This window comes from Streptomyces sp. NPDC043870, assembly GCF_056435785.1.
In genome coordinates this window covers 3,250-21,449 of sequence record NZ_JBWKDT010000029.1, presented here as the reverse complement: position 1 = coordinate 21,449, position 18,200 = coordinate 3,250, and the positions used below count along the sequence as shown (strand labels likewise).

The 18,200-nt window shown below is 69.8% G+C and carries 17 protein-coding genes and 2 pseudogenes; 9 read left to right on the top strand and 10 right to left on the bottom strand.

Annotated features, from left to right (window positions below):
- Positions 1–133 precede the first annotated feature (133 nt).
- Positions 134–904, bottom strand: a complete 771-nt coding sequence (locus AC0699_RS28425; protein WP_478665690.1) for a TetR/AcrR family transcriptional regulator — start codon at positions 902–904, stop codon at positions 134–136.
- A 133-nt stretch (positions 905–1,037) separates the two neighbouring features.
- Between AC0699_RS28425 and AC0699_RS28420 the strand changes: the two genes are divergently transcribed.
- Positions 1,038–1,490: a nitroreductase family deazaflavin-dependent oxidoreductase gene (locus tag AC0699_RS28420; protein WP_478665686.1), complete on the top strand. Its 453-nt coding sequence runs from the start codon at positions 1,038–1,040 to the stop codon at positions 1,488–1,490.
- 51 nt (positions 1,491–1,541) lie between these two features.
- On the opposite strand, the gene AC0699_RS28415 is transcribed toward AC0699_RS28420, so the two are convergent.
- Positions 1,542–2,846, bottom strand: coding sequence for a geranylgeranyl reductase family protein (locus AC0699_RS28415; protein ID WP_478665684.1), 1,305 nt, complete (start codon positions 2,844–2,846; stop codon positions 1,542–1,544).
- Positions 2,847–2,985: 139 nt separating this feature from the next.
- Here AC0699_RS28415 and AC0699_RS28410 point away from each other — a divergent pair, with 139 nt between their 5' ends.
- A complete protein-coding gene (locus AC0699_RS28410) occupies positions 2,986–4,350 on the top strand; it encodes a M20/M25/M40 family metallo-hydrolase (RefSeq protein WP_478665680.1) in 1,365 nt (454 codons plus the stop codon).
- Between the two features lie 78 nt (positions 4,351–4,428).
- Positions 4,429–5,127, top strand: a complete 699-nt coding sequence (locus AC0699_RS28405) for an MBL fold metallo-hydrolase (RefSeq protein WP_478665677.1) — start codon at positions 4,429–4,431, stop codon at positions 5,125–5,127.
- Positions 5,128–5,158: 31 nt separating this feature from the next.
- On the opposite strand, the gene AC0699_RS28400 is transcribed toward AC0699_RS28405, so the two are convergent.
- A complete protein-coding gene (locus tag AC0699_RS28400; protein WP_478665675.1) occupies positions 5,159–6,196 on the bottom strand; it encodes an NUDIX hydrolase in 1,038 nt (345 codons plus the stop codon).
- 148 nt (positions 6,197–6,344) lie between these two features.
- On the opposite strand from AC0699_RS28400, the gene AC0699_RS28395 reads away from it, so the two are divergent.
- The gene (locus AC0699_RS28395) at positions 6,345–6,518 is read left to right on the top strand and encodes a hypothetical protein (RefSeq protein ID WP_453665834.1); all 174 of its coding nucleotides are present in this window, start codon (positions 6,345–6,347) and stop codon (positions 6,516–6,518) included.
- Positions 6,519–6,525: 7 nt separating this feature from the next.
- Here AC0699_RS28395 and AC0699_RS28390 read toward each other — a convergent pair whose 3' ends face one another.
- On the bottom strand, positions 6,526–7,461 hold the full coding sequence (locus AC0699_RS28390; protein WP_478665670.1) for a peptidoglycan recognition protein family protein: 936 nt from the start codon (positions 7,459–7,461) through the stop codon (positions 6,526–6,528).
- Between the two features lie 119 nt (positions 7,462–7,580).
- On the opposite strand from AC0699_RS28390, the gene AC0699_RS28385 reads away from it, so the two are divergent.
- Positions 7,581–8,201, top strand: a complete 621-nt coding sequence (locus AC0699_RS28385; RefSeq protein ID WP_478665666.1) for an endonuclease VII domain-containing protein — start codon at positions 7,581–7,583, stop codon at positions 8,199–8,201.
- A 364-nt stretch (positions 8,202–8,565) separates the two neighbouring features.
- Here AC0699_RS28385 and AC0699_RS28380 read toward each other — a convergent pair whose 3' ends face one another.
- The 4 genes from AC0699_RS28380 to AC0699_RS28365 all read right to left on the bottom strand — a co-directional run bounded on the left by AC0699_RS28380 (position 8,566) and on the right by AC0699_RS28365 (position 12,211).
- The gene (locus AC0699_RS28380; protein ID WP_478665663.1) at positions 8,566–8,790 is read right to left on the bottom strand and encodes a hypothetical protein; all 225 of its coding nucleotides are present in this window, start codon (positions 8,788–8,790) and stop codon (positions 8,566–8,568) included.
- Positions 8,791–9,018: 228 nt separating this feature from the next.
- The gene (locus tag AC0699_RS28375; RefSeq protein ID WP_478665661.1) at positions 9,019–9,969 is read right to left on the bottom strand and encodes a carbohydrate ABC transporter permease; all 951 of its coding nucleotides are present in this window, start codon (positions 9,967–9,969) and stop codon (positions 9,019–9,021) included.
- Entirely contained in the window at positions 9,966–10,880 is a 915-nt protein-coding gene (locus AC0699_RS28370; RefSeq protein ID WP_478665658.1) for a carbohydrate ABC transporter permease, read from the bottom strand. The genes AC0699_RS28375 and AC0699_RS28370 overlap by 4 nt, the downstream gene beginning before the upstream one ends.
- Before the next feature lie 38 nt (positions 10,881–10,918).
- Positions 10,919–12,211, bottom strand: coding sequence for an ABC transporter substrate-binding protein (locus AC0699_RS28365; RefSeq protein WP_478665655.1), 1,293 nt, complete (start codon positions 12,209–12,211; stop codon positions 10,919–10,921).
- Between the two features lie 439 nt (positions 12,212–12,650).
- Here AC0699_RS28365 and AC0699_RS28360 point away from each other — a divergent pair.
- Positions 12,651–13,457: pseudogene (locus AC0699_RS28360) on the top strand (NPCBM/NEW2 domain-containing protein); the annotation flags it as partial.
- A 163-nt stretch (positions 13,458–13,620) separates the two neighbouring features.
- Positions 13,621–14,487 (top strand): DUF4394 domain-containing protein, encoded by an 867-nt coding sequence (locus AC0699_RS28355; protein WP_478665652.1) that lies wholly within the window; start codon positions 13,621–13,623, stop codon positions 14,485–14,487.
- A gap of 133 nt (positions 14,488–14,620) precedes the next feature.
- Here the strand turns inward: AC0699_RS28355 and AC0699_RS28350 are convergent, their stop codons facing one another.
- The gene (locus tag AC0699_RS28350; RefSeq protein ID WP_478665650.1) at positions 14,621–15,580 is read right to left on the bottom strand and encodes an ROK family protein; all 960 of its coding nucleotides are present in this window, start codon (positions 15,578–15,580) and stop codon (positions 14,621–14,623) included.
- A gap of 259 nt (positions 15,581–15,839) precedes the next feature.
- On the opposite strand from AC0699_RS28350, the gene AC0699_RS28345 reads away from it, so the two are divergent.
- Both AC0699_RS28345 and AC0699_RS28340 read left to right on the top strand, forming a co-directional pair.
- Positions 15,840–16,829: a LacI family DNA-binding transcriptional regulator gene (locus tag AC0699_RS28345; RefSeq protein ID WP_478665859.1), complete on the top strand. Its 990-nt coding sequence runs from the start codon at positions 15,840–15,842 to the stop codon at positions 16,827–16,829.
- 326 nt (positions 16,830–17,155) lie between these two features.
- Complete coding sequence (locus tag AC0699_RS28340) at positions 17,156–17,755, top strand: hypothetical protein (protein WP_478665649.1); 600 nt, start codon at positions 17,156–17,158, stop codon at positions 17,753–17,755.
- Positions 17,756–17,790: 35 nt separating this feature from the next.
- On the opposite strand, the pseudogene AC0699_RS28335 reads toward AC0699_RS28340, so the two are convergent.
- Positions 17,791–18,200, bottom strand: a pseudogene (locus tag AC0699_RS28335) (serine/threonine-protein kinase); the annotation flags it as partial.

Below are 18,200 nucleotides of genomic sequence, written 5' to 3'. Positions count from 1 at the left end.
CCGTGCGCGGTGATCACACGTACTCCCTGTGCAGTACGCGGCCGGGGCCGGGAGCCACGTCGACGCCGCCGGCGCCGCCGGCGCCGCCCGCGCCCGCCCGCGCCGGGAGCCTCGTCGATGCGGCCGGGAGGGGTCAACGCCCGGCGGTGGGTGACGGGACGAGACCGGCGTCGCGGGCGAGGCGGGCCACGGAGTGCGCGAAGAACGTGTCCCGGTCCTCCACGACACGGTTGAACTGCCCGAACACCTCGAAGGAGATCAGCCCGAACACCTGGGACCAGGCGGCGACGAGGGCGACGACCAGGTCCGGCGGCAGGTCGGCGGCGAAGTCGTCGGCCATTCTGAGGGCCTCGGGGCGCAGTTCCGCGGCGAGCGGGGGCGGGGTGACCCCCCGGCCCCGATAGGCGTCGCGGGCGATGGAGATGAGGGCGAGGCCGACCCGGGAGGCGGGCTCGATCGTGTCCTGCGGGGCGGCGTAGCCGGGGATGGGAGAGCCGAAGATCAGGGCGTACTCGTGGGGGTGGGCGAGCGCCCAGGCACGTACGCCGGAACAGACGGCGGTCCAGCGGACCACGGGGTCGGGCTCCCGTCCTGGCTCCCGTCCGGGCTCCCGTCCTGACCCTGGTCCGCCGTCGGGGCCGGACTCGGCGAGGGCCCGCTCGGCGGCGGCGCCGATCGCGTCGTACGCATCGACGATGAGGGCGGTGAGCAGCTCGTCGCGGCTCGGGAAGTACCGGTAGAGCGCAGATGACACCATGCCGAGCTCGCGGGCGACCGCGCGCAGGGAGAGCTTGGCGGCTCCCTCGGCGGCGAGCTGCCGGCGTGCCTCGTCCTTGATGGCGGCGGTGATCTCGCCGCGGGCCCGTTCTCTGGCTCCTCGCACGGTTCTGCTGCTGGTGCTCATGCGGAACAGTCTGTCACGTTTCGGAGCACCGACCAATAACGAGAGCACTGCTCTTGCTTTGAATCACCGATCCAATGCACACTGCTCTTATTCGAGAGCAGTGCTCTCCCACGGATCAACGATGGAGATCGCCATGTCGTCGTCGCGCCACTACGTGAAGGCCAACGCGTTCGAGATGCGGATGAACGGAGTCGTGGGCTGGCTCGCCCGCCGCGGAGTGAGTCTCCTCGGCTCCGCCGAGCTCTCCGTGCGCGGCCGCAAGAGCGGCGCCATGCAGCGCATCCCCGTCAATCCGTTCACCCAGGCCGGGGCGCAGTACCTTGTCTCGGCCCGCGGCCACTCCCAGTGGGTGCGCAACATGCGCGCTGCGGGCGGCGGCGAGCTGCGCGTCGGCCGCAAGGTGCGCACGTTCACCGCGGTGGAGATCCCGGACAGCGAGAGGCTCCCGGTCCTCCGCGGCTACCTCGAGCGCTGGGGCTGGGAGGTCGACCGGTTCTTCAAGGGCGTCACCGCCAAGTCCTCCGACGCGGAGATCCTGGCGGCCGCCCCGGACCACCCGGTGTTCCGGATCACCGTCACCAAGTGACAGCGGTCCCTCCGGGCTCCTCCCGACCACTACGGAGCAATGCGCGCCCTGTTACGAGGTGATGCGCGCCCCGTCGGTCTCGGGCTCGCCGGCCGCGCCCGGCTCCCCGGCCGCGGCAGCGCCTCCCGCCCCGGCGGGCGGACGGGTGCGGTCCATGGCCTCAAGGGCGCGCCGCGCGAGCGGGTGGGTGCGCACGATGCCCGCCAGCGACGTCGAGCCGCGGGTGATGTCCGCGAAGGCCTTCCAGGCCGGCCGGAATCCGGTGATCGCGGCATGGAGCAGGCCGGGGCGCCGCTCGAAGATCGCGAGCATGCGCCGGCCGACGCTCATCTCCACACCAAGTCCGGCCTTGATGGCGAAGGCGTAGTTCAGCGCCTGACGGCGGGCGTCCACGGCGTCGACGGCCTCCGCGATCCGTACCGCCCACTCCCCCGCGAGGCGCCCGGAGCGCAGCGCGAAGGAGATGCCCTCACGCGTCCACGGCTCCAGCAGTCCCGCCGCGTCCCCGCAGACGAGCACCCGGCCGCGGGACAGCGGCGAGTCGTCGGCACGGCAGCGCGTCAGATGCCCCGTCGAGATGACCTGCTCGAAACCGGCCAGGCCCAGCCGTGCGACGAAGTCCTCCAGGTAGCGCTTCGTGGCGGCCCCTTCGCCGCGCGCCGAGATCACCCCGACGGTCAGCACGTTCCCCTTGGGGAAGACCCAGCCGTAACTCCCGGGCATCGGGCCCCAGTCGATGAGCACCCGCCCCGCCCAGTCCTCGGCGACCGTCTCCGGCACCGGGATCTCGGCCTCCAGGCCCAGGTCCACCTGGTCGAGCTTCACCCCGACATGGGCTCCTATCCGGCTGGCACTGCCGTCCGCACCGACGACGGCGCGTGCGAGCACGGTCTCGCCGTCGGCGAGGACGACCGCGACGGTGCGGCGGTCCGGCACCGCCGGTCCGTGCTGCTCGACCCGGGAGACGGTCGCTCCGGTGCGCAGCACCGCGCCCGCCTTCTGCGCCTGCTCCACCAACCCCGCGTCGAACTCAGGCCGGTTGATGAGCCCGAAGAGCATCCGCCGCGAGCGGCGGGTGCGGGACAGTCTGCCGTTCAGCGAGAACGTGACCGCGTGCACCCGGTCCTGGAGGGGGAGCTCGAAGCCGGGCGGCAGGGCGTCCCGCGAAGGCCCGATGATCCCTCCGCCACAGGTCTTGTAGCGGGGCAGCTCGGCCTTCTCCAGAAGCAGGACCCTGCGGTCCGCGACGGCGGCCGCATAGGCCGCCGACGCTCCCGCGGGTCCCGCGCCGACCACGACGACGTCCCACACCGGCTCGTTGTGTCCGCCCACGGCATCTGCGTTCTCGCTGCTCACGATGTGCTTCTGCTCCCGATCCGACCCATGGCTGGGGCTCTCGACGGCATCCTACGGCGCGGCCCGTGCCGACCCCCTGTGGGAGGATCGGCCGTACCTTCGCAGTACACACAACGTCGCACCCACAAGGAGCGTGCCCATGACCGCGAATCCGATCGCCGAGACCGTCGCAGCACTGATGCCCCGCGCGAAGGCGGAGCTCACGGAGCTGGTGGCGTTCCATTCGGTGGCGGACCCGGCCGTCGCCCCCAGGAGCGAGTGCGAGGCCGCCGCGGAGTGGGTGGCGGGTGCGCTGCGCGCCGAGGGCTTCCAGGATGTCGCGCTGCTCGACACCCCTGACGGTTCCCAGTCGGTCTACGGTCTTCTGCCCGGCCCCGAGGGCGCGCCGACCGTGCTGCTCTACGCCCACTACGACGTGCAGCCGATGCTCGACGAGTCGGCGTGGGTGACGCCTCCCTTCGAGCTGACCGAGCGGAACGGCCGCTGGTACGGGCGCGGCGCCGCCGACTGCAAGGGCGGCTTCATCATGCACCTGCTCGCCCTGCGCGCCCTGAAGGCGAACGGCGGCATACCCGTCTCCGTCAAGGTCATCGTCGAGGGCTCGGAGGAGCAGGGCACCGGCGGCCTCGAGCGGTACGCGGAGGCACACCCGGAGCTGCTCGCGGCCGACGCGATCGTGATCGGGGACACCGGCAATTTCCGGGTCGGCCTGCCGACGGTGACGGCGACGCTGCGCGGAATGACCATGATCCGCGTCCGGATCGACACGCTCGAGGGCAATCTGCACTCCGGGCAGTTCGGCGGCGCCGCGCCCGACGCGCTGGCGGCGCTGATCAGGGTCCTTGACTCCCTGCGCGCCGACGACGGCTCGACGGTCGTCGACGGTCTGGTGTCGGACGCGGCCTGGGAGGGTCTGCAGTACCCGGAGGAAGACTTCCGCAAGGACGCGAAGGTGCTCGACGGCGTCGATCTGATCGGGCAGGGGACGGTCGCCGACCGCATCTGGGCCCGCCCGGCCGTGACCGTGATCGGAATCGACTGCCCGCCGGTGGCCGGCGCGACGCCGTCCGTGCCGGCGAGTGCCCGCGCGCAGATCAGCCTGCGGGTTCCGCCCGGCCAGGACGCGGCCAAGGCGACCGAGCTGCTGTACGCGCACATCGAGAAGCACACGCCGTGGAACGCGCGCGTGTCGTTGGAGCAGGTCGGCCAGGGCCAGCCGTTCAGCGCGGACGTGAACAGCCCGGCGTACGCCTCGATGGCGGAGGCGATGCGGATCGCCTACCCGGGCGAGGAGATGCAGACGTCGGGCATGGGCGGCTCGATTCCGCTGTGCAACACGCTCGCCGCGCTCTACCCGGAGGCGGAGATCCTGCTGATCGGGCTGAGCGAGCCGGAGGCGCAGATTCACGCGGTGAACGAGAGTGTCTCGCCCGAGGAGCTGGAGCGCCTGTCGGTCGCGGAGGCGCACTTCCTCGTGAACTACGCGCGCTCGAAGCAGGGTTAGGGTTCATACGCTCTCGGCGAAGCTCGCCGAGAGCGTAGATCCGGGCGTCGGGCGTGGGCGTTCGCTTACGTTCGCCGCATGGACGTCATCGAGGTACTTCCCCAGCTGCACATGTTCCGCTTCCCGATCGGCCAGGCGTACCTGTGGCGTGAGGGCGCGGAACTCACCCTGGTCGATGCCGGGAACGTCCACGCCGCCGCCGAAATCGAGGACGCGGTGCGCGGGCTCGGCGCCGACCCCGCGGGCATCCGCCGGATCGTGCTCACCCACTGCCACCGCGACCATGTCGGCGCGGCTCAGGAGCTGGCGGACCGGTACGGGGCGGAGGTGCTGGCGCACCGGCTGGACGCCCCGGTGATCCGCGGCGAGGCGCCGGTCCCCGACCCGGTCCTGCTCGACTGGGAGATCCCGCTCTACGAGCACGGGCTCACGGTGCCGGAGGCGCCGCCGACCCGGGTGGACCGTGTCCTGGAGGACGGAGAGGAACTCGAATTCGGCGGCGGGGCCCGGGTGGTGCATGTCCCGGGCCACACCGACGGCTCGATCGCGGTCCATCTCCCGCGCCACGGCGTGCTGTTCACCGGGGACGCGGTCGCGGGCGTGGGTCAGGTGATGCTGGGTGTCTTCAACGTGGACCGGAAGCAGGCCGTGGAGTCGATGCACCGGCTGGCCTCGCTCGCGCCGTCCACGCTCTGCTTCGGGCACGGCGACCCGGTCACGGTCGACGCGGCGGCGGTGCTCAGCGCGGCTGCCGGCGCCGCCTCATGGACGTCATGAGCCCGCTGCTCGTCCGGCCGGGACACCGGGCTCATCCCACCGGGACACCGGCCTCCAGATTGAGCACCGTTCCGCGCTCGCGGGCCCGCAGGGCCCAGCGCAGCCGCTCGTAGCGGACCGGGGGCAGCATCCCCGCGGCCTCCTCCTCGGAGGCGAACCGCCACCCCCGCAGCTCCGAGCCGGGCAGCAGCACCCGGACGGCCGCCTCGTCGCCGGTGAGCCGCCCACCGTCGAAGAGGAGCCGCAGCCCGCCGTAGCCCGGTGGCCGCGGCGGCTCCCAGTCGACGACCAGCAGCCGTGGTACGGCGTCGAGACGGATCCCGATCTCCTCGGCGACCTCACGCATGCCCGCGCGTGCCGGCGCCTCGCCCGACTCGACCACACCGCCGGGGAACTCCCAGCCGGGCTTGTAGGTGGGGTCGACGAGAAGTACCCGGTCCTGCTCGTCGAAGAGGAGCACCCCCGCGGCGAGGGTCTCGGAGGTCGGCTCGGGCGTCTGCACGATCTCGCAGACCGCGGCTGCCCCGTTGCCCACGGCCTCGGCCACGGCCTCCGCGGTCTCGCGCGGGGTGAGACACGACGTGTCGACGACATGGGCGTCGGCGGTGAGCCATCCGAGGGCGGTGCGGTAGGGCTCGATGTGGTCGTACGCCCATTGCCGTACGCGCTGTTCCAGATCCGGGATGTCCGGCTCCTCGCGTTCGGCGATCCGCGTCCGCAGGATCGTTTCCTCCGGGCGGAGCAGCACGTGCCGCACCGGTATGCGCCGGGCGGCGAGCCCTCCGAAGATCTCGTCGCGGTACTCCTGCCTGAGCAGGGTCATCGGCACCACCAGGACTCCGCCGACCTCGGCGAGCAGGGCGGCCGCGGTGTCCACGACGAGCCGGCGCCAGATCGGCAGGTCCTGGTAGTCGGTCACTTCGTCGAGGCGCTTCTGCGGCAGCAGGCTCCGCATTGCGTCGCCGGTCAGTTCGGGGTCGTACAAAGTGCTGTTCGGGATCAGATCGATCAGTTCGCGAGCGGCTGTCGTCTTGCCCGCACTGAAAGCACCGTTGATCCAGACGATCACGGTTCCCCCTCCTCCGTAGCCCCCTGTGGACTGCCCGCAACACCCTGCCACGGAAACGTCCCAGCGGCTCGACCGGAGCGTCGGTCAATGCCGTAACACATCCGGACGGAGCCTCGTTGGAGCTCACAGTGAGCAAGGGGGTGCGGTGATGCGCCGTACGGTGCTGGAGAAGTTTCCCGCAGGGGGACCGCGAGGCAGCTGGCCCGCCGAGGAGTTCGCCCGGGCACGACGGGACGAGGGCGTGCCGGCGGAGGTCGTGATGGACCTGGACTCGGACGCGTTCCTCGTGGTGATCCCGCAGCAGGCGACGGAATCCTTCTGACGACGCGTCACAAAGCCCAGTACGGCCCCGAGGCGGCCCGGTGCAGCAGCCTGACCGACGAGCCGTCCGGCGTCGTGGCACGGACCTCGAAGCGCAGATGGCGGCCCTTGGGGACATCGGCGGTGCACAGGAACTGATGGCCGCCCGGGCCCTTCTTGGTGGTCGCGAGGTACGGCGACGGGTTCTTTCCGGCGGTGTCGGTGAGGTAGAAGCGGCCCTCGATTCGGGCGTCCTTGTGGGTGTTGTCGGCGAACAGCAGGTGCACCAGGGTCGAGTGGCGGCGGGGTCCCGAGTGCAGGACGGCGTCGCTGAAGGCCAGGCCCACCCAGACACCGGAGCCGAGGGAGACATCCACGGTGTTCGATTCGTTCAGCATCGACGGCATGTCGGGGTCCTCCTGGGGCGGGGCGGGGGTCTGTCCGGTGGCGCGGGCGACGATTCCGGGGAAGACGACGTTCTTGAACTGGCGGACGCGGGCGTCACCCGGGCACGCCGTGCCGGAGACCGCCCAGTCGGCGTGCAGCCGGTGATAGCCGTAGCCCGGGTCGGAGGCCGAACGGCAGACCCGCAGCGGTATGCCGTGCCGCTGATGCAGCCAGGCTCCGAGCGCGATCAGCTTCTCGACCTGCTTGGCCGTCCACGGGTCGGTGTGCTGCAGGTTGGAGGCGGTCTCGATGCTGACCGCGCCGGTGCCGTCGGGACGGAGGTTCGCCTTGTAGTTGGCGTCGGCGCGGGTCTCGGTGCCGATGTACTGCCCGAGGTCGCCCTCGTAGCCGAGCCCGAAGTGGGACTCCAAATTAGTAGACTGCCAGTACTCGTAGATCCGTTGGGCTGTCCACGGCGCCGCGATGCTATGCAGGATGAACTGCGTTGGCCGAATGGCGGGCTGTTGATCGCTCTCGGGTTGAAGCTCCAACTTCTGCGCGAATGGGCACCAAGCCATCAGGGTGCCTCCTTCCGGATCGGAACGCTTCCCTGGGGGACATCGACATGGACGAAGGCACCTGTGCTGTCGAAGGATGCAACCGCCCCGTACGCGTGCGCTCCCGGGGGTGGTGCGCCATGCACTACCAGCGGTGGCAGCGCCACGGAGACACCGGTCCTGGAGCGGCACATCGGGTGCACGGCAGCATGGCGATGGAGGCCCGACCGTGCGAGTTCCCTGGCTGTACGCGGAAGTACATCAGCAAGGGGTTGTGCGCGAGCCGCAACTGGCAGCGCAACGCGGGACGCGAACTGACGGCGATCCCGGACCGGCGAGAGGCCAAGCCGACGGACCGGAACGAGCGCGGGGAGAAGCAGTGCCGCACCTGTCTTGTCTGGCTCCACCCGGACATGTTCACCCGGCTCGCCAGTGCCCCGGATGGTCTGCAAGGGCATTGCCGAAGCTGCGGGCGGGACGCGCAGCGTAAGACGCTGCACCGGCTGCCTCGTGGGCGTTACGCGGAGACGCTGGCGAGCCAGGGAGGTGTGTGCGCCATCTGCAAGGAGACGGACGACGCTGGGCGCACACTGTCCATTGACCATGACCACGCCTGCTGTCCGGACCCTGCCGAGTCCTGTGGGCAGTGCGTCCGTGCGCTGCTGTGTACCCGCTGCAACCACGGACTCGGGAAGTTCCGGGACAGCCCTGAACTCCTGCGTGCGGCAGCCGCCTACGTGGAGAACCATCGCGCCCCGTAGGAAGTCGGCCGGATCTCCGGCTGACTGTCGGACTCGGGCTGCAGCCCGTATTGGGTGGCGCTCGGATACCAGGCCATCCTTCCCCCTTCTGGCGTGCTCATGATCCTCATGCCGCCGAACGGCGCCGCGGAAACCCCGGATCCGGACGTTCCGTCAGCCTTCGCCGGATCCGAGGGTGAGCCGCGCGATGAAGTGGCACTGCAGCGGCCTTCCGGAGCGAGATGCAAGACACCTCGCCCTGAGCGCGTCGCCGCCCCGCGCGGGTGCTGTGCCGCGGCGGGGCGGGACCGGGTTGCGCCGCAGCCGACAAGCGCGGACGGGATGGCCAGACGGTAGTGCGCGCCAGCGACAGCGGCGCGCATGGTCAGAGCTTGTACATCCCACGGAATGGGCTGACGATGCGGGTCTCGCGCGAGCCGAAGTCGATGAGCAGCGCCTCACCCGCGAGCTCCACGCCGATGACCTTTCCAAGTCCGTACTGGTCGTGAGAGACGCGGTCTCCGAGGGCGAAATGCTTGGGCACGGGGTCGGCGGGGGCTTTGAAGGGGCTTGTGGGCAGGTGGCGCCGGGGCGCGGATCGGTTCGTCATTGTGCAGCCCAGTATGCGCGGCGGGGAACGGCGCCGCCGCGAGGTTGCCCGGATCGAGATGTCGCGGAAGCTCCAGCCCCCTGGCGCGGCCCTGTGAGTGCTCCGTCGCCGGGGCTGTCGGCGAGCACCTTGCTGCTGGTGCTGACGATCTCGAACCGGACACCGTCAGCGCTTTCCCCGCTCGGGAGCGAAGAAGTCGTCGGCGGCCTCGTTTCCCCAGGTCAGCCGTCAGCCCTTGCTGGATCCGAGGGTGAGTCCCGCGATGAAGTGGCGCTGCAGCAGCAGGAAGACCAGCAGCGTCGGCAGCGCGACGATCACCGAGCCCGCCGCCAGCAGGTTGTAGTCCGTAAAAAACTGGCCGCGGAGGTTGTTGAGCGCCGAGGTGATGGGGAGTTTGTCACCGTCGGAGATGAAGACGAGGGCCCAGAGGAAGTCGTTGTACATCCAGGTGAACTGGAGTGTGCCGAGGGCGGCGAGGGCGGGGCGGCACAGCGGCAGGGTGATCCGCCAGTACTGGGGCCAGACTCCTGCTCCGTCGACGATCGCCGCCTCCAGGATCTCCTGCGGCAGTGTGCGCATGAAGTTCGCGAGGACGAAGACGCAGAAGCCGATCTGGAAGCCGACCTGGACGGCGATGACGGCCCAGTAGGAGTCGAACATCGTCATCGAGTCCGACATCCAGTAGGGCAGCGGGATGCGGTTGAACAGGACGTACAGCGGGGTCACGATGACCTGCTGCGGGAGCAGATTCCCGGCGGTGAAGAGCATCAGCAGCAGGATCGAGCCGCGCAGCTTCAGCCGGGCGACGGCGAAGGCGACGAAGGACGCGAGAAAGAGCGCCAGCAGGACGCCCGGCACCGCGATGATCAGGGTGTTGACGAAGTACTTCGTCATGCCCGAGTCGCTGAAGGCCTGCTGGTAGTAGTCGAAGGAGAGCTTCCGGGGCAGCGAGAAGTAGCCGTGCTCGGACGTCTCGTCGTACGGCCTGAGCGACGCGTACACCGCGAGGGCCAGCGGTGCGAGGAAGGCCATCGAGACCGTCATCAGGAAGGCGTGCAGCCCGAGCCGGCCGGGGGTGAGGCGGCGCCGGCGCCCCGGGGACGCCTCGGCGGGTGCGGTGGCCGGCGCGGGGGCGGCGGCGGTCGTGGTGTCGGAGCGCGGCGGGCGCAGCGTAGTCAACGGGTTCTCTCCCCTCGGATCTCCTGGACGAGATACGTCACGACGAATCCCAGGGACACGGTCAGCAGCACCACGGCGATCGCCGAGCCGAAGCCGATCCGGCTGGCCTCGCCGATGATGTTGTCGGTGACGAGCACCGAGAGCAGTTCCAGGCCGTTGCGGCCCTTGTTGACGGCGTAGACGATGTCGAAGGCGCGCAGTGCCTCGATGACCGTGATGACGCCGACGATGACATTGACGGGCCGCAGCGTCGGGAAGACGACCCGGAAGAAGGTCTGTGCCTCGCCCGCACCGTCGATGGCGGCGGCCTCCTTCAGGGACGGATCGACGGCCTTGAGACCGGCCAGGTAGAGAATCATGACGTAGCCGGTGTGCCGCCATGCTGCGGCCAGCAGGATCATCCAGATGTTGAGGTCGGGGTCGCCGAGCCAGTCGGTGGGGTTGCCGGTGTTCCCGAGGACCGCGTTCAGCGCGCCCTGGTCGCGGGAGAAGACCAGCTGGGCGATGAAGCCGACGACGGCCAGCGACAGGACGACGGGCATGTACAGCGTCGACTGGTAGAAGCGGCTGAAGCGGACGCCCCGGTCGACGAGGACGGCCAGCAGCAGTCCGAAGGGTGTGGCGACGAGGCCCAGGAAGGCCAGCCACAGCAGGTTGTGCCGTACGGCCGGCCAGAACTGCGGATAGCCGGTGAACAGATTCGCGTAGTTCTCCGTGCCGACCCACTCGATGTCACCGATGCCGTCCCAGCTGGTGAACGAGAGCACGACGGAGGCCAGCGTCGGCCCCCAGATGACGGCGATGTCGAGCAGGAGGGGTATTCCCAGCAGCACGCCGAGGACGACGAGGTCGCGGGAGGTGAACCTCCGCGGGCCTCGCCGTCCGGTGCGCCGCGCGGTGTTGAGCTCCACGGATCGGATCTCCCAGTGCTGGCGTCGGGTCGGGGCGGTCAGTCGGAGGCGAAGATGGTCTTCTTCTGCCGTTCGATGTCGTTGACGAGTCCGTCCACGTCGTTCGGGTTGCTGATGAAGGTCTGGATGGCCGGGATCATCACGGTGGAGGAGAAGTCCGGCCGGGTGTCACGGTCCAGGAACTGGGAGATCTGCTTGGCGTTCGAGACGAGCTCGACGGCCTTCTTCTGCAGCGGGGTGTACGTGGAGGTGTCCGCCTCGCTGCTGACGGCGATGTTGTTCGGGTCGTACTGGAGATAGACGTCCTCGGCCTTGCCGGTGCCGAGCCACCTCAGCAGGTCCTTGGCGCTTTCGAGACTCTTCTCGTTCTTCAGGTTCTTCGACTTCCTGGCGAGCAGATAGCCGTCGATCGGGGCCTCGACCGCGTCCTGTCCGTGCTCCGGGTTGATGACCGGGAACGGGAAGAAGTCGAGGTCCGTCTGGTCGCTTTCCGGGAACTGCTGGCCGGGGTGCGGGAGCCCGAGGACCACCATGCCGGCCTCGCGCTTCTGGAGGCTGGTGGCGGCTTCCTGCCAGGTCCGGCCGTTCGCGCCCTGCTGGCAGTACGGGAGAATTCTGCGCCAGGTGTCGAAGACCTCCTTGACCTGCTTGCTGTTCCAGGCTTCCTTTCCGGCCATCAGATTCTTGTGGAACTCGTAGCCGTTCGTGCGCATGTTGATGTAGTCGAAGGTGCCCATGGCGGGCCAGCCGTCCTTGTCGCAGAAGGCGATCGGTACGATCTTGTCCTTCTGCATCTGCTTGGCCAGCGCGATGTACTCGTCGAGCGTCTTCGGTGCCTGGTAGCCGCGCTCCTGGAAGAGGCTTTTCCGGTGGAAGACGGCCCACGGATAGTAGTAGTACGGCGTGAGGTACTGCTTGCCGTCCTCTCCCGTCGACTGGTCCTTGAGCGCCGGCGTGAAGCCCTTGTAGTCCGCCCAGACATCGGATATGTCGTGCAGCAGACCCTTCTTGGCGAAGAACTGCATGCGATAGCCGGCGAACCACATGAACACGTCGTCCGGCTTGCCCTGCAGATAGCGGTTGATGTTCTCCTGGAACGTGTTGTGGTCGACGGTGTTGACCTTGACCTTGCGGCCTTCCTTCGACTGCTTCTCGTAGGCCTCGAACGCCTCGGCGAACGCCTTCCGCGGCACCGGGTCCGAGGCGTTGGACCCCATGGTGACGGTCCTGCCGTCGCCGCCGGGTCCACCGCCACAGGCGGTGAGCAGGGACGGCAGCGTGATCGCGCCCGCACCCAGAGCCGCTCCACGCAGCACATTCCGACGGGACATCCGATGTCCAGCCACGCCTCCTGGCGTGGCTGAACCGTTGAACGATGACTGCGCCATGTCCCCTCCTCCGGGGGTGCAACCAAACACAACCCAACGCGAGGATTGGATCTCACCCTCAAGAAGGGGTGTCGTCAAGGGTTTTGACGCAAGAACGGACAACCGTTACCGCATCTCTTCCAACAGACTCCAACAAGCCCTACCGTAAACGCGCGCCATCCGACACGTGCACGACGTCACCCGCCCCTGCGTGAGTACGGAGGAACGTAACGATGCGTCACCTTCCCATCCGCACAAAACGGCGAAGAGTGGTCGGAGCAGTGACCGCCGCCCTGCTGTGTACGGCGGGGCTCACCCCCGTGGCGGTCGCAGGAACACCCGCCGCAGCCGACGCGCCCGCCGCACTCGTCACCCCCGTCGCCCCCAGGGTTGACGACGGACTCTCTTCAACGAGAGCAGCCGCCCGCAGCGCATCTCGACCACCGCGCGGGCGGTGGGGCTGCCGGACGCCGCGGGCTACCGGCTGCGCGACCTGTGGGCGCACACGAGCCACAACACCGCGGGCACGGTCTCGTCGGCGACGGTCCCCGCCCACGGCACCGTACTGGTGCGGGTGTCGGCGGACCGCGCATGGGCCCTGCTGCCGCCGGCCGTCGACCTCACCGCCGACGAGGGACTGATGGCCGAGGCGGGCACGAGCGCGGAGATGACGACGACGGTCACCGATCTGGGCCGTACCCCCGCGCTGGACGTGTCGGTGGCGCTGACCGGGCCCGAGGGCTGGACGGTCCAGGCCACGTCCCGGGCCCGGACGCCGGTACTCCCCAGCGGCGAGAAGCTGAGCACCGGCTGGCGGATCGGCGTGCCGACGGGTACCGCGCCGGGTGCGTACGGACTGACGCTCACGACGAACTACCTCTCGCCGACCGGGAAGCGGCTCACCGCCGCCGTACCCGCGAGCGTGCATGTGGTGGTGCCGCCGCCCGCCGGGGCCTCGTACCTGAGCGATCTCGGCTGGCTGAGCGCGGCCGGCGGCTGGGGCCCGGTCGAGAAGGACCGGAGCAACGGCGAGAGCGCGGCCGGCGACGGACGGCCTATCACCATCGGCGGCCAGATCTTCGCCAAGGGCCTCGGCGTGCATGCCGCGAGCACGGTCGAGTACTACACGGGAGGCCGGTGCGGCGCGGTGACGGCGCAGGTGGGCCTGGACGACGAGAAGGGCACCCGCGGGACGGTCGCTCTCGGGGTCCTCGGGTCCACGGCCGCGCGAGTGGTGTCCCTGGTCCCTCGATCGGCCCACGGATCGAGACCTTGTGGATCGCTTCATCGCGCTATACGGAGTTCTGCATGCTTATGGTCGGCGCGTTGACGCCTCATCGGATGAAGGCGTCCGAAGCGATCTCGGAGATCACATGCGTGCAGCAGTAATCGCTCTCGTCCTTGCGGCCGCGGTGTCCACGGCCACGTCGGCGGGTGCCGTCGACGCAGCCGGCGCGGCGGAGAAAGGAGCCGATCAGAACAAGGGTCGGCTGAAGATCACGGGCCTGACCAGTGACCAACGGCTGGTGCAGTTCCGCGACAATCGCCCCGGCGACGTCCGTTCGATCGGCACGGTGAGCGGGCTGATAGGGGACACCACGCTGGTGGGCATCGACTACCGGGTACAGAACGGCAAGCTGTACGGCGTCGGCAACCAGGGCGGCATCTACACCCTGGACACGAACACCGCGCAGGCGACGAAGGTCCACCAGCTCACGATCGCCCTGTCCGGGACGCAGTTCGGGGTGGACTTCAACCCAGCGGCCAACCGGCTGCGGGTCGTCAGCGACACCGGGCAGAACCTCCGCCACAACATCGACGATCCGTCGGCGCCGCTGACCACCACCGCCGACAGCCCGCTGACCCACCTGGGGCCGCCGCCCTCGGCGGCCCTCGGGGTGACCGGCGCGGCCTACACCAACAACGACCTCAAGGCGCCCACGGCGACAACCCTGTTCGTCATCGACACCTCCAACGACCGGGTCGCGATTCAGTCCCCGGCGAACGCGGGCACCTTGGCCCCCACCGGCAGTCTGGGCGTCAACGCGGGCCCCTCGGCGGGATTCGACATCCACTACTCGCCCAAGTCCGGCATCAACCAGGGCTTCGCCGTCCTGCAGACCAACGGCTCCACCGGCTTCTACAAGGTCGACCTGCTGACCGGGGCGGCCACGAGCGCGGGAACCTTCCGTTCCACCCACCAGGTCGTCGACATCGCCGTGCCCCTGAGCCAGAGCTGACCCAGGCGATCCCGCCCCTCTGGGTGGCTCGACCGCTCTGCCGGAGTGCTCACTCCGGCACAGCAGGTCCGCGTGACAACGCCGCCGGACAGGGCCGAGCGACCGCCGGACACGGGTCAGGGGCTGCAGGCGTTCAGCCGTTGAGGCTCGCCGCCGTCTCGCCGCGCAGGCCGGGGGAGGCGGCGGCGGCCGCGCCCAGCAGGCCCGCGTCCGTGCCGGTGCGGGCCGGGGCGACGACCAGTCCCTGGACGAAGGAGAGCGTGGCGTAGTCGCGCAGGGCGCGGCGCAGAGGTGCGAAGAGCACCTCGCCGGCGCCGGCGACTCCCCCGCCGATGACGGCGATACGGATCTCCACGAGCGTGGCGGTCGCGGCGATACCGGCCGCCAGTGCCTGGGCGGCCCGCTCGAAGGAGGCGATCGCCACCGGGTCACCGGCGGCCGCGGCGGAAGCCACGGCGGCGGCCGAGGTGTCGCCGTCCGGGCCGGGCCGCCAGCCGCCCTCGATCGCCCGGCGCGCGATGTTGGGGCCGCTGGCGATCCGCTCCACACAGCCGCGCGCGCCGCACGGGCAGAGGTCGCCGTCGAGGTCCACGCTGATGTGGCCGATGTGGCCGGCGTTCCCGGTCGGACCGGGATACAGCTTGCCGCCGAGGACGAGCCCGCCGCCGACGCCTGTGGAGACGACCATGCACAAGGCGTTGTCGTACCCCCGCGCAGCGCCCTGCCAGTGCTCGGCCGCGGTCATCGCGACGCCGTCTCCGACCAGCTCGACAGGGAGCCCGCCGGTGGCCACCCGTACCCGGTCCACCAGGGGAAATCCGCGCCATCCCGGCACATTGACCGGGCTGACCGTACCGGCGGACGCGTCCACCGGCCCCGCGCTGCCGATGCCGACAGCCGTGACATGCAGCCACAGCGGCGAGGAGGCCAGCTCACCGAGCACCGCTGCGACGGCACGCATGACCGTCTCGCCGTCCTCGCGCGCCGGAGTCGGCCGCTGGGCCCGTACGAGAATCCTGCCGCTGCCGTCCACCAACGCGCCGGCGATCTTGGTGCCGCCGATGTCGAGCGCGGCGACGAGGTCGTTATGCATTGGTGTGCGATCTCCCGGGGGCTGGGGGTCCCCCCACGCTCCGGGCGCAGGGGGAGGACCTGCGGCTTCGGTGACCAGTCTCCATTCCCCTGACAACGTTGTCCAGGGCCTATGCTCGACGCCACAGCCTTGCACAGCACAGCAAGTGCCCGCAGGACCATGGCAATGTGCCCTCACGGGCCACCCGACGACGACAGGACAGCGCACCGTGGCCGAGTTCGCCCGCCGCCCCGAGAACCGCTACGGCATCCGGCCCACCATGAAGGACGTGGCCTCGCGCGCCGGAGTCGGCCTCAAGACGGTCTCCCGGGTGGTCAACGGCGAGCCGGGCGTCACCCCCGACACCGAGCGACGTGTGCAGGAGGCCATCGAGGCGCTGGGCTTTCGCCGCAACGACAGCGCGCGGGTGCTGCGCAAGGGCCGCACGGCCTCGATCGGGCTGGTCCTCGAGGATCTCGCGGACCCCTTCTACGGCCCGCTGAGCCGCGCCGTGGAGGAGGTCGCCCGTGCGCACGGGGCGCTGCTCATCAACGGATCCAGCGCGGAGGACCCGGACCGCGAGCAGGAGTTGGTGCTCGCGCTCTGCGCCCGCCGGGTGGACGGGCTGATCGTCATTCCGGCCGGACACGACCACCGCTATCTGGAACCGGAGATCAGGGCGGGCATCTCGACCGTGTTCGTGGACCGGCCCGCGGGGCGGATCGACGCGGACGTGGTGCTGTCGGACAGCTTCGGCGGCGCCCGGGACGGCGTCGCGCATCTGATCGCGCACGGCCACCGGCGGATCGGGTTCATCGGCGACCAGCCGAGCATCCACACCGCGACGGAGCGGCTGCGCGGCTACCGGGCGGCCATGGAGGACGCCGGGCTGCCGGTGGACGAACGCTGGGTGTCCCTCGGCTCCACCGACCCGGAGCGGGTCACGGCGGCCGCGGAGGCGATGCTCTCCGGCCCGGGCCCGGTCACCGCGGTGTTCGCGGGCAACAACCGGGTGACCGTGACGGCGGTACGGTTCCTGGCCGGTCGCGAGACGCCGGTCGCGCTGGTCGGCTTCGACGACATCGAGCTCGCCGATCTGCTCGGCATCACCGTCATCGCCCAGGACGCGGCCGCGCTCGGCCGGACGGCGGCCGAGCGGCTGTTCCGCCGGCTCGACGGGGTGGCCGAGGCGCCGGCCCGGGTCGAGCTGACGACCACGCTCATAGCGCGGGGCTCGGGCGAGGTGCCACCGCCGGCGGACAGGCCTTAGGGCCCCTTGGAGCGGTAGCCGGGTGTGGACCCGGCGAAAGGTGACGCGGCGGCTCGCGGCCCCGGTCTTTACGGAATGACGGCCGGCAAATATCAGGTCCACCGCTATCGGTCAAGTCACGAGTTCCCGCGTCACGCAATTCAGGGGCATGACGCGATTCGATCTGCCGGGCCTAATGGAGGCATGGGTTCACGCAGATCAGGTGGCCCACCCGTATCGCCCGGAACAGTCCGGGCGACCGTGAATTGACCGGACCGTTCGACAGCCCTCGCGGCTTTCCCCTGGAAGTGATTTCTATGTCTCGCCGTTCCCGGACGCAGCGCGTTGTGACGTTTGCCGCTTCGACCGCCCTGGCCGCGGGCGGCGTCCTGCTGCCCACCAGTGCGTTCGCCGCCCCGACGATGCCGCATGCCGGCACCGTGACGGCCGCGCACGACAGTTACGGTGTCGGGCAGCACGCCACCGCCCTCGCCGGCTTGGAGTGGGTGGACACCACAGATTCCCCCAGTGGCATCACAGTCAAGCTTCCCGGGAAGGCCACGGTCGAGAAGATCACTGAATCCCCCACTGACTTCCCCGGTCGCTTTTACTCCGTGGACACCACTGGCCTGTCCCTTGGCTTCACCATCGCCGATTTGCCCGAGACCGGAATAAATCTCGATGAGTCGCTTCAGGTCTACATCGAGTCCGCCGGCGAGAAATCCGGCGAGACTGTCACCAGCACCAGCACTCAGAAGACCACAGTCGACGGCCACCCCGCCATCGACGCGCATCTCGTCTTCAAGAACAGCGGAACAGTTGAGTCCATTCGCATCATCGACGCCGGCACCCACGCCGTTCAGCTCATGACCATGGGTTCTGCCACGGACCAGCAGGCCGTGGACCAGATGCATCAGCAGATGCTCACCAGCGTCCGGCTCCGCTGACCCGGACCTCGCCGGGCCCTGTCCGCCGCGCGCCGTCAGCAGACGGGCAGGCCCGGGACGGGCTGGTCGTTGTCGCCGCCCTTGACGTAGACGACGCTGACGTAGACATCGGTGTTGCCGCTGTCGTCGTCGGTCCGGGCCCACCAGACGTTCGTCCACTGGCCGTACGTCTCACGACGGCCCAAGTCGGCCTGGCAGTAGAAGTAGTTGGTGCCCGCGTTGAGCACGCCCATCTCGCTGCCGGAACGGCTGTAGGACTTCGCGGTGCGCCAGACCTCGCAGTTGTACTTGCCGCCGCCGGTGGAGTGGCACACCGGTGCGGGGGCAGGGGCGCCGCCGCCCCCCACGGCGGGGGCGGCCCCCCCTGTTCTTCTTTCCCCCCTCGTTTTTTTTCCTCCCGTTGTTGTTGGCGTTCCCCCCCCCCCCGCACCCCCCCCCCCCCCCG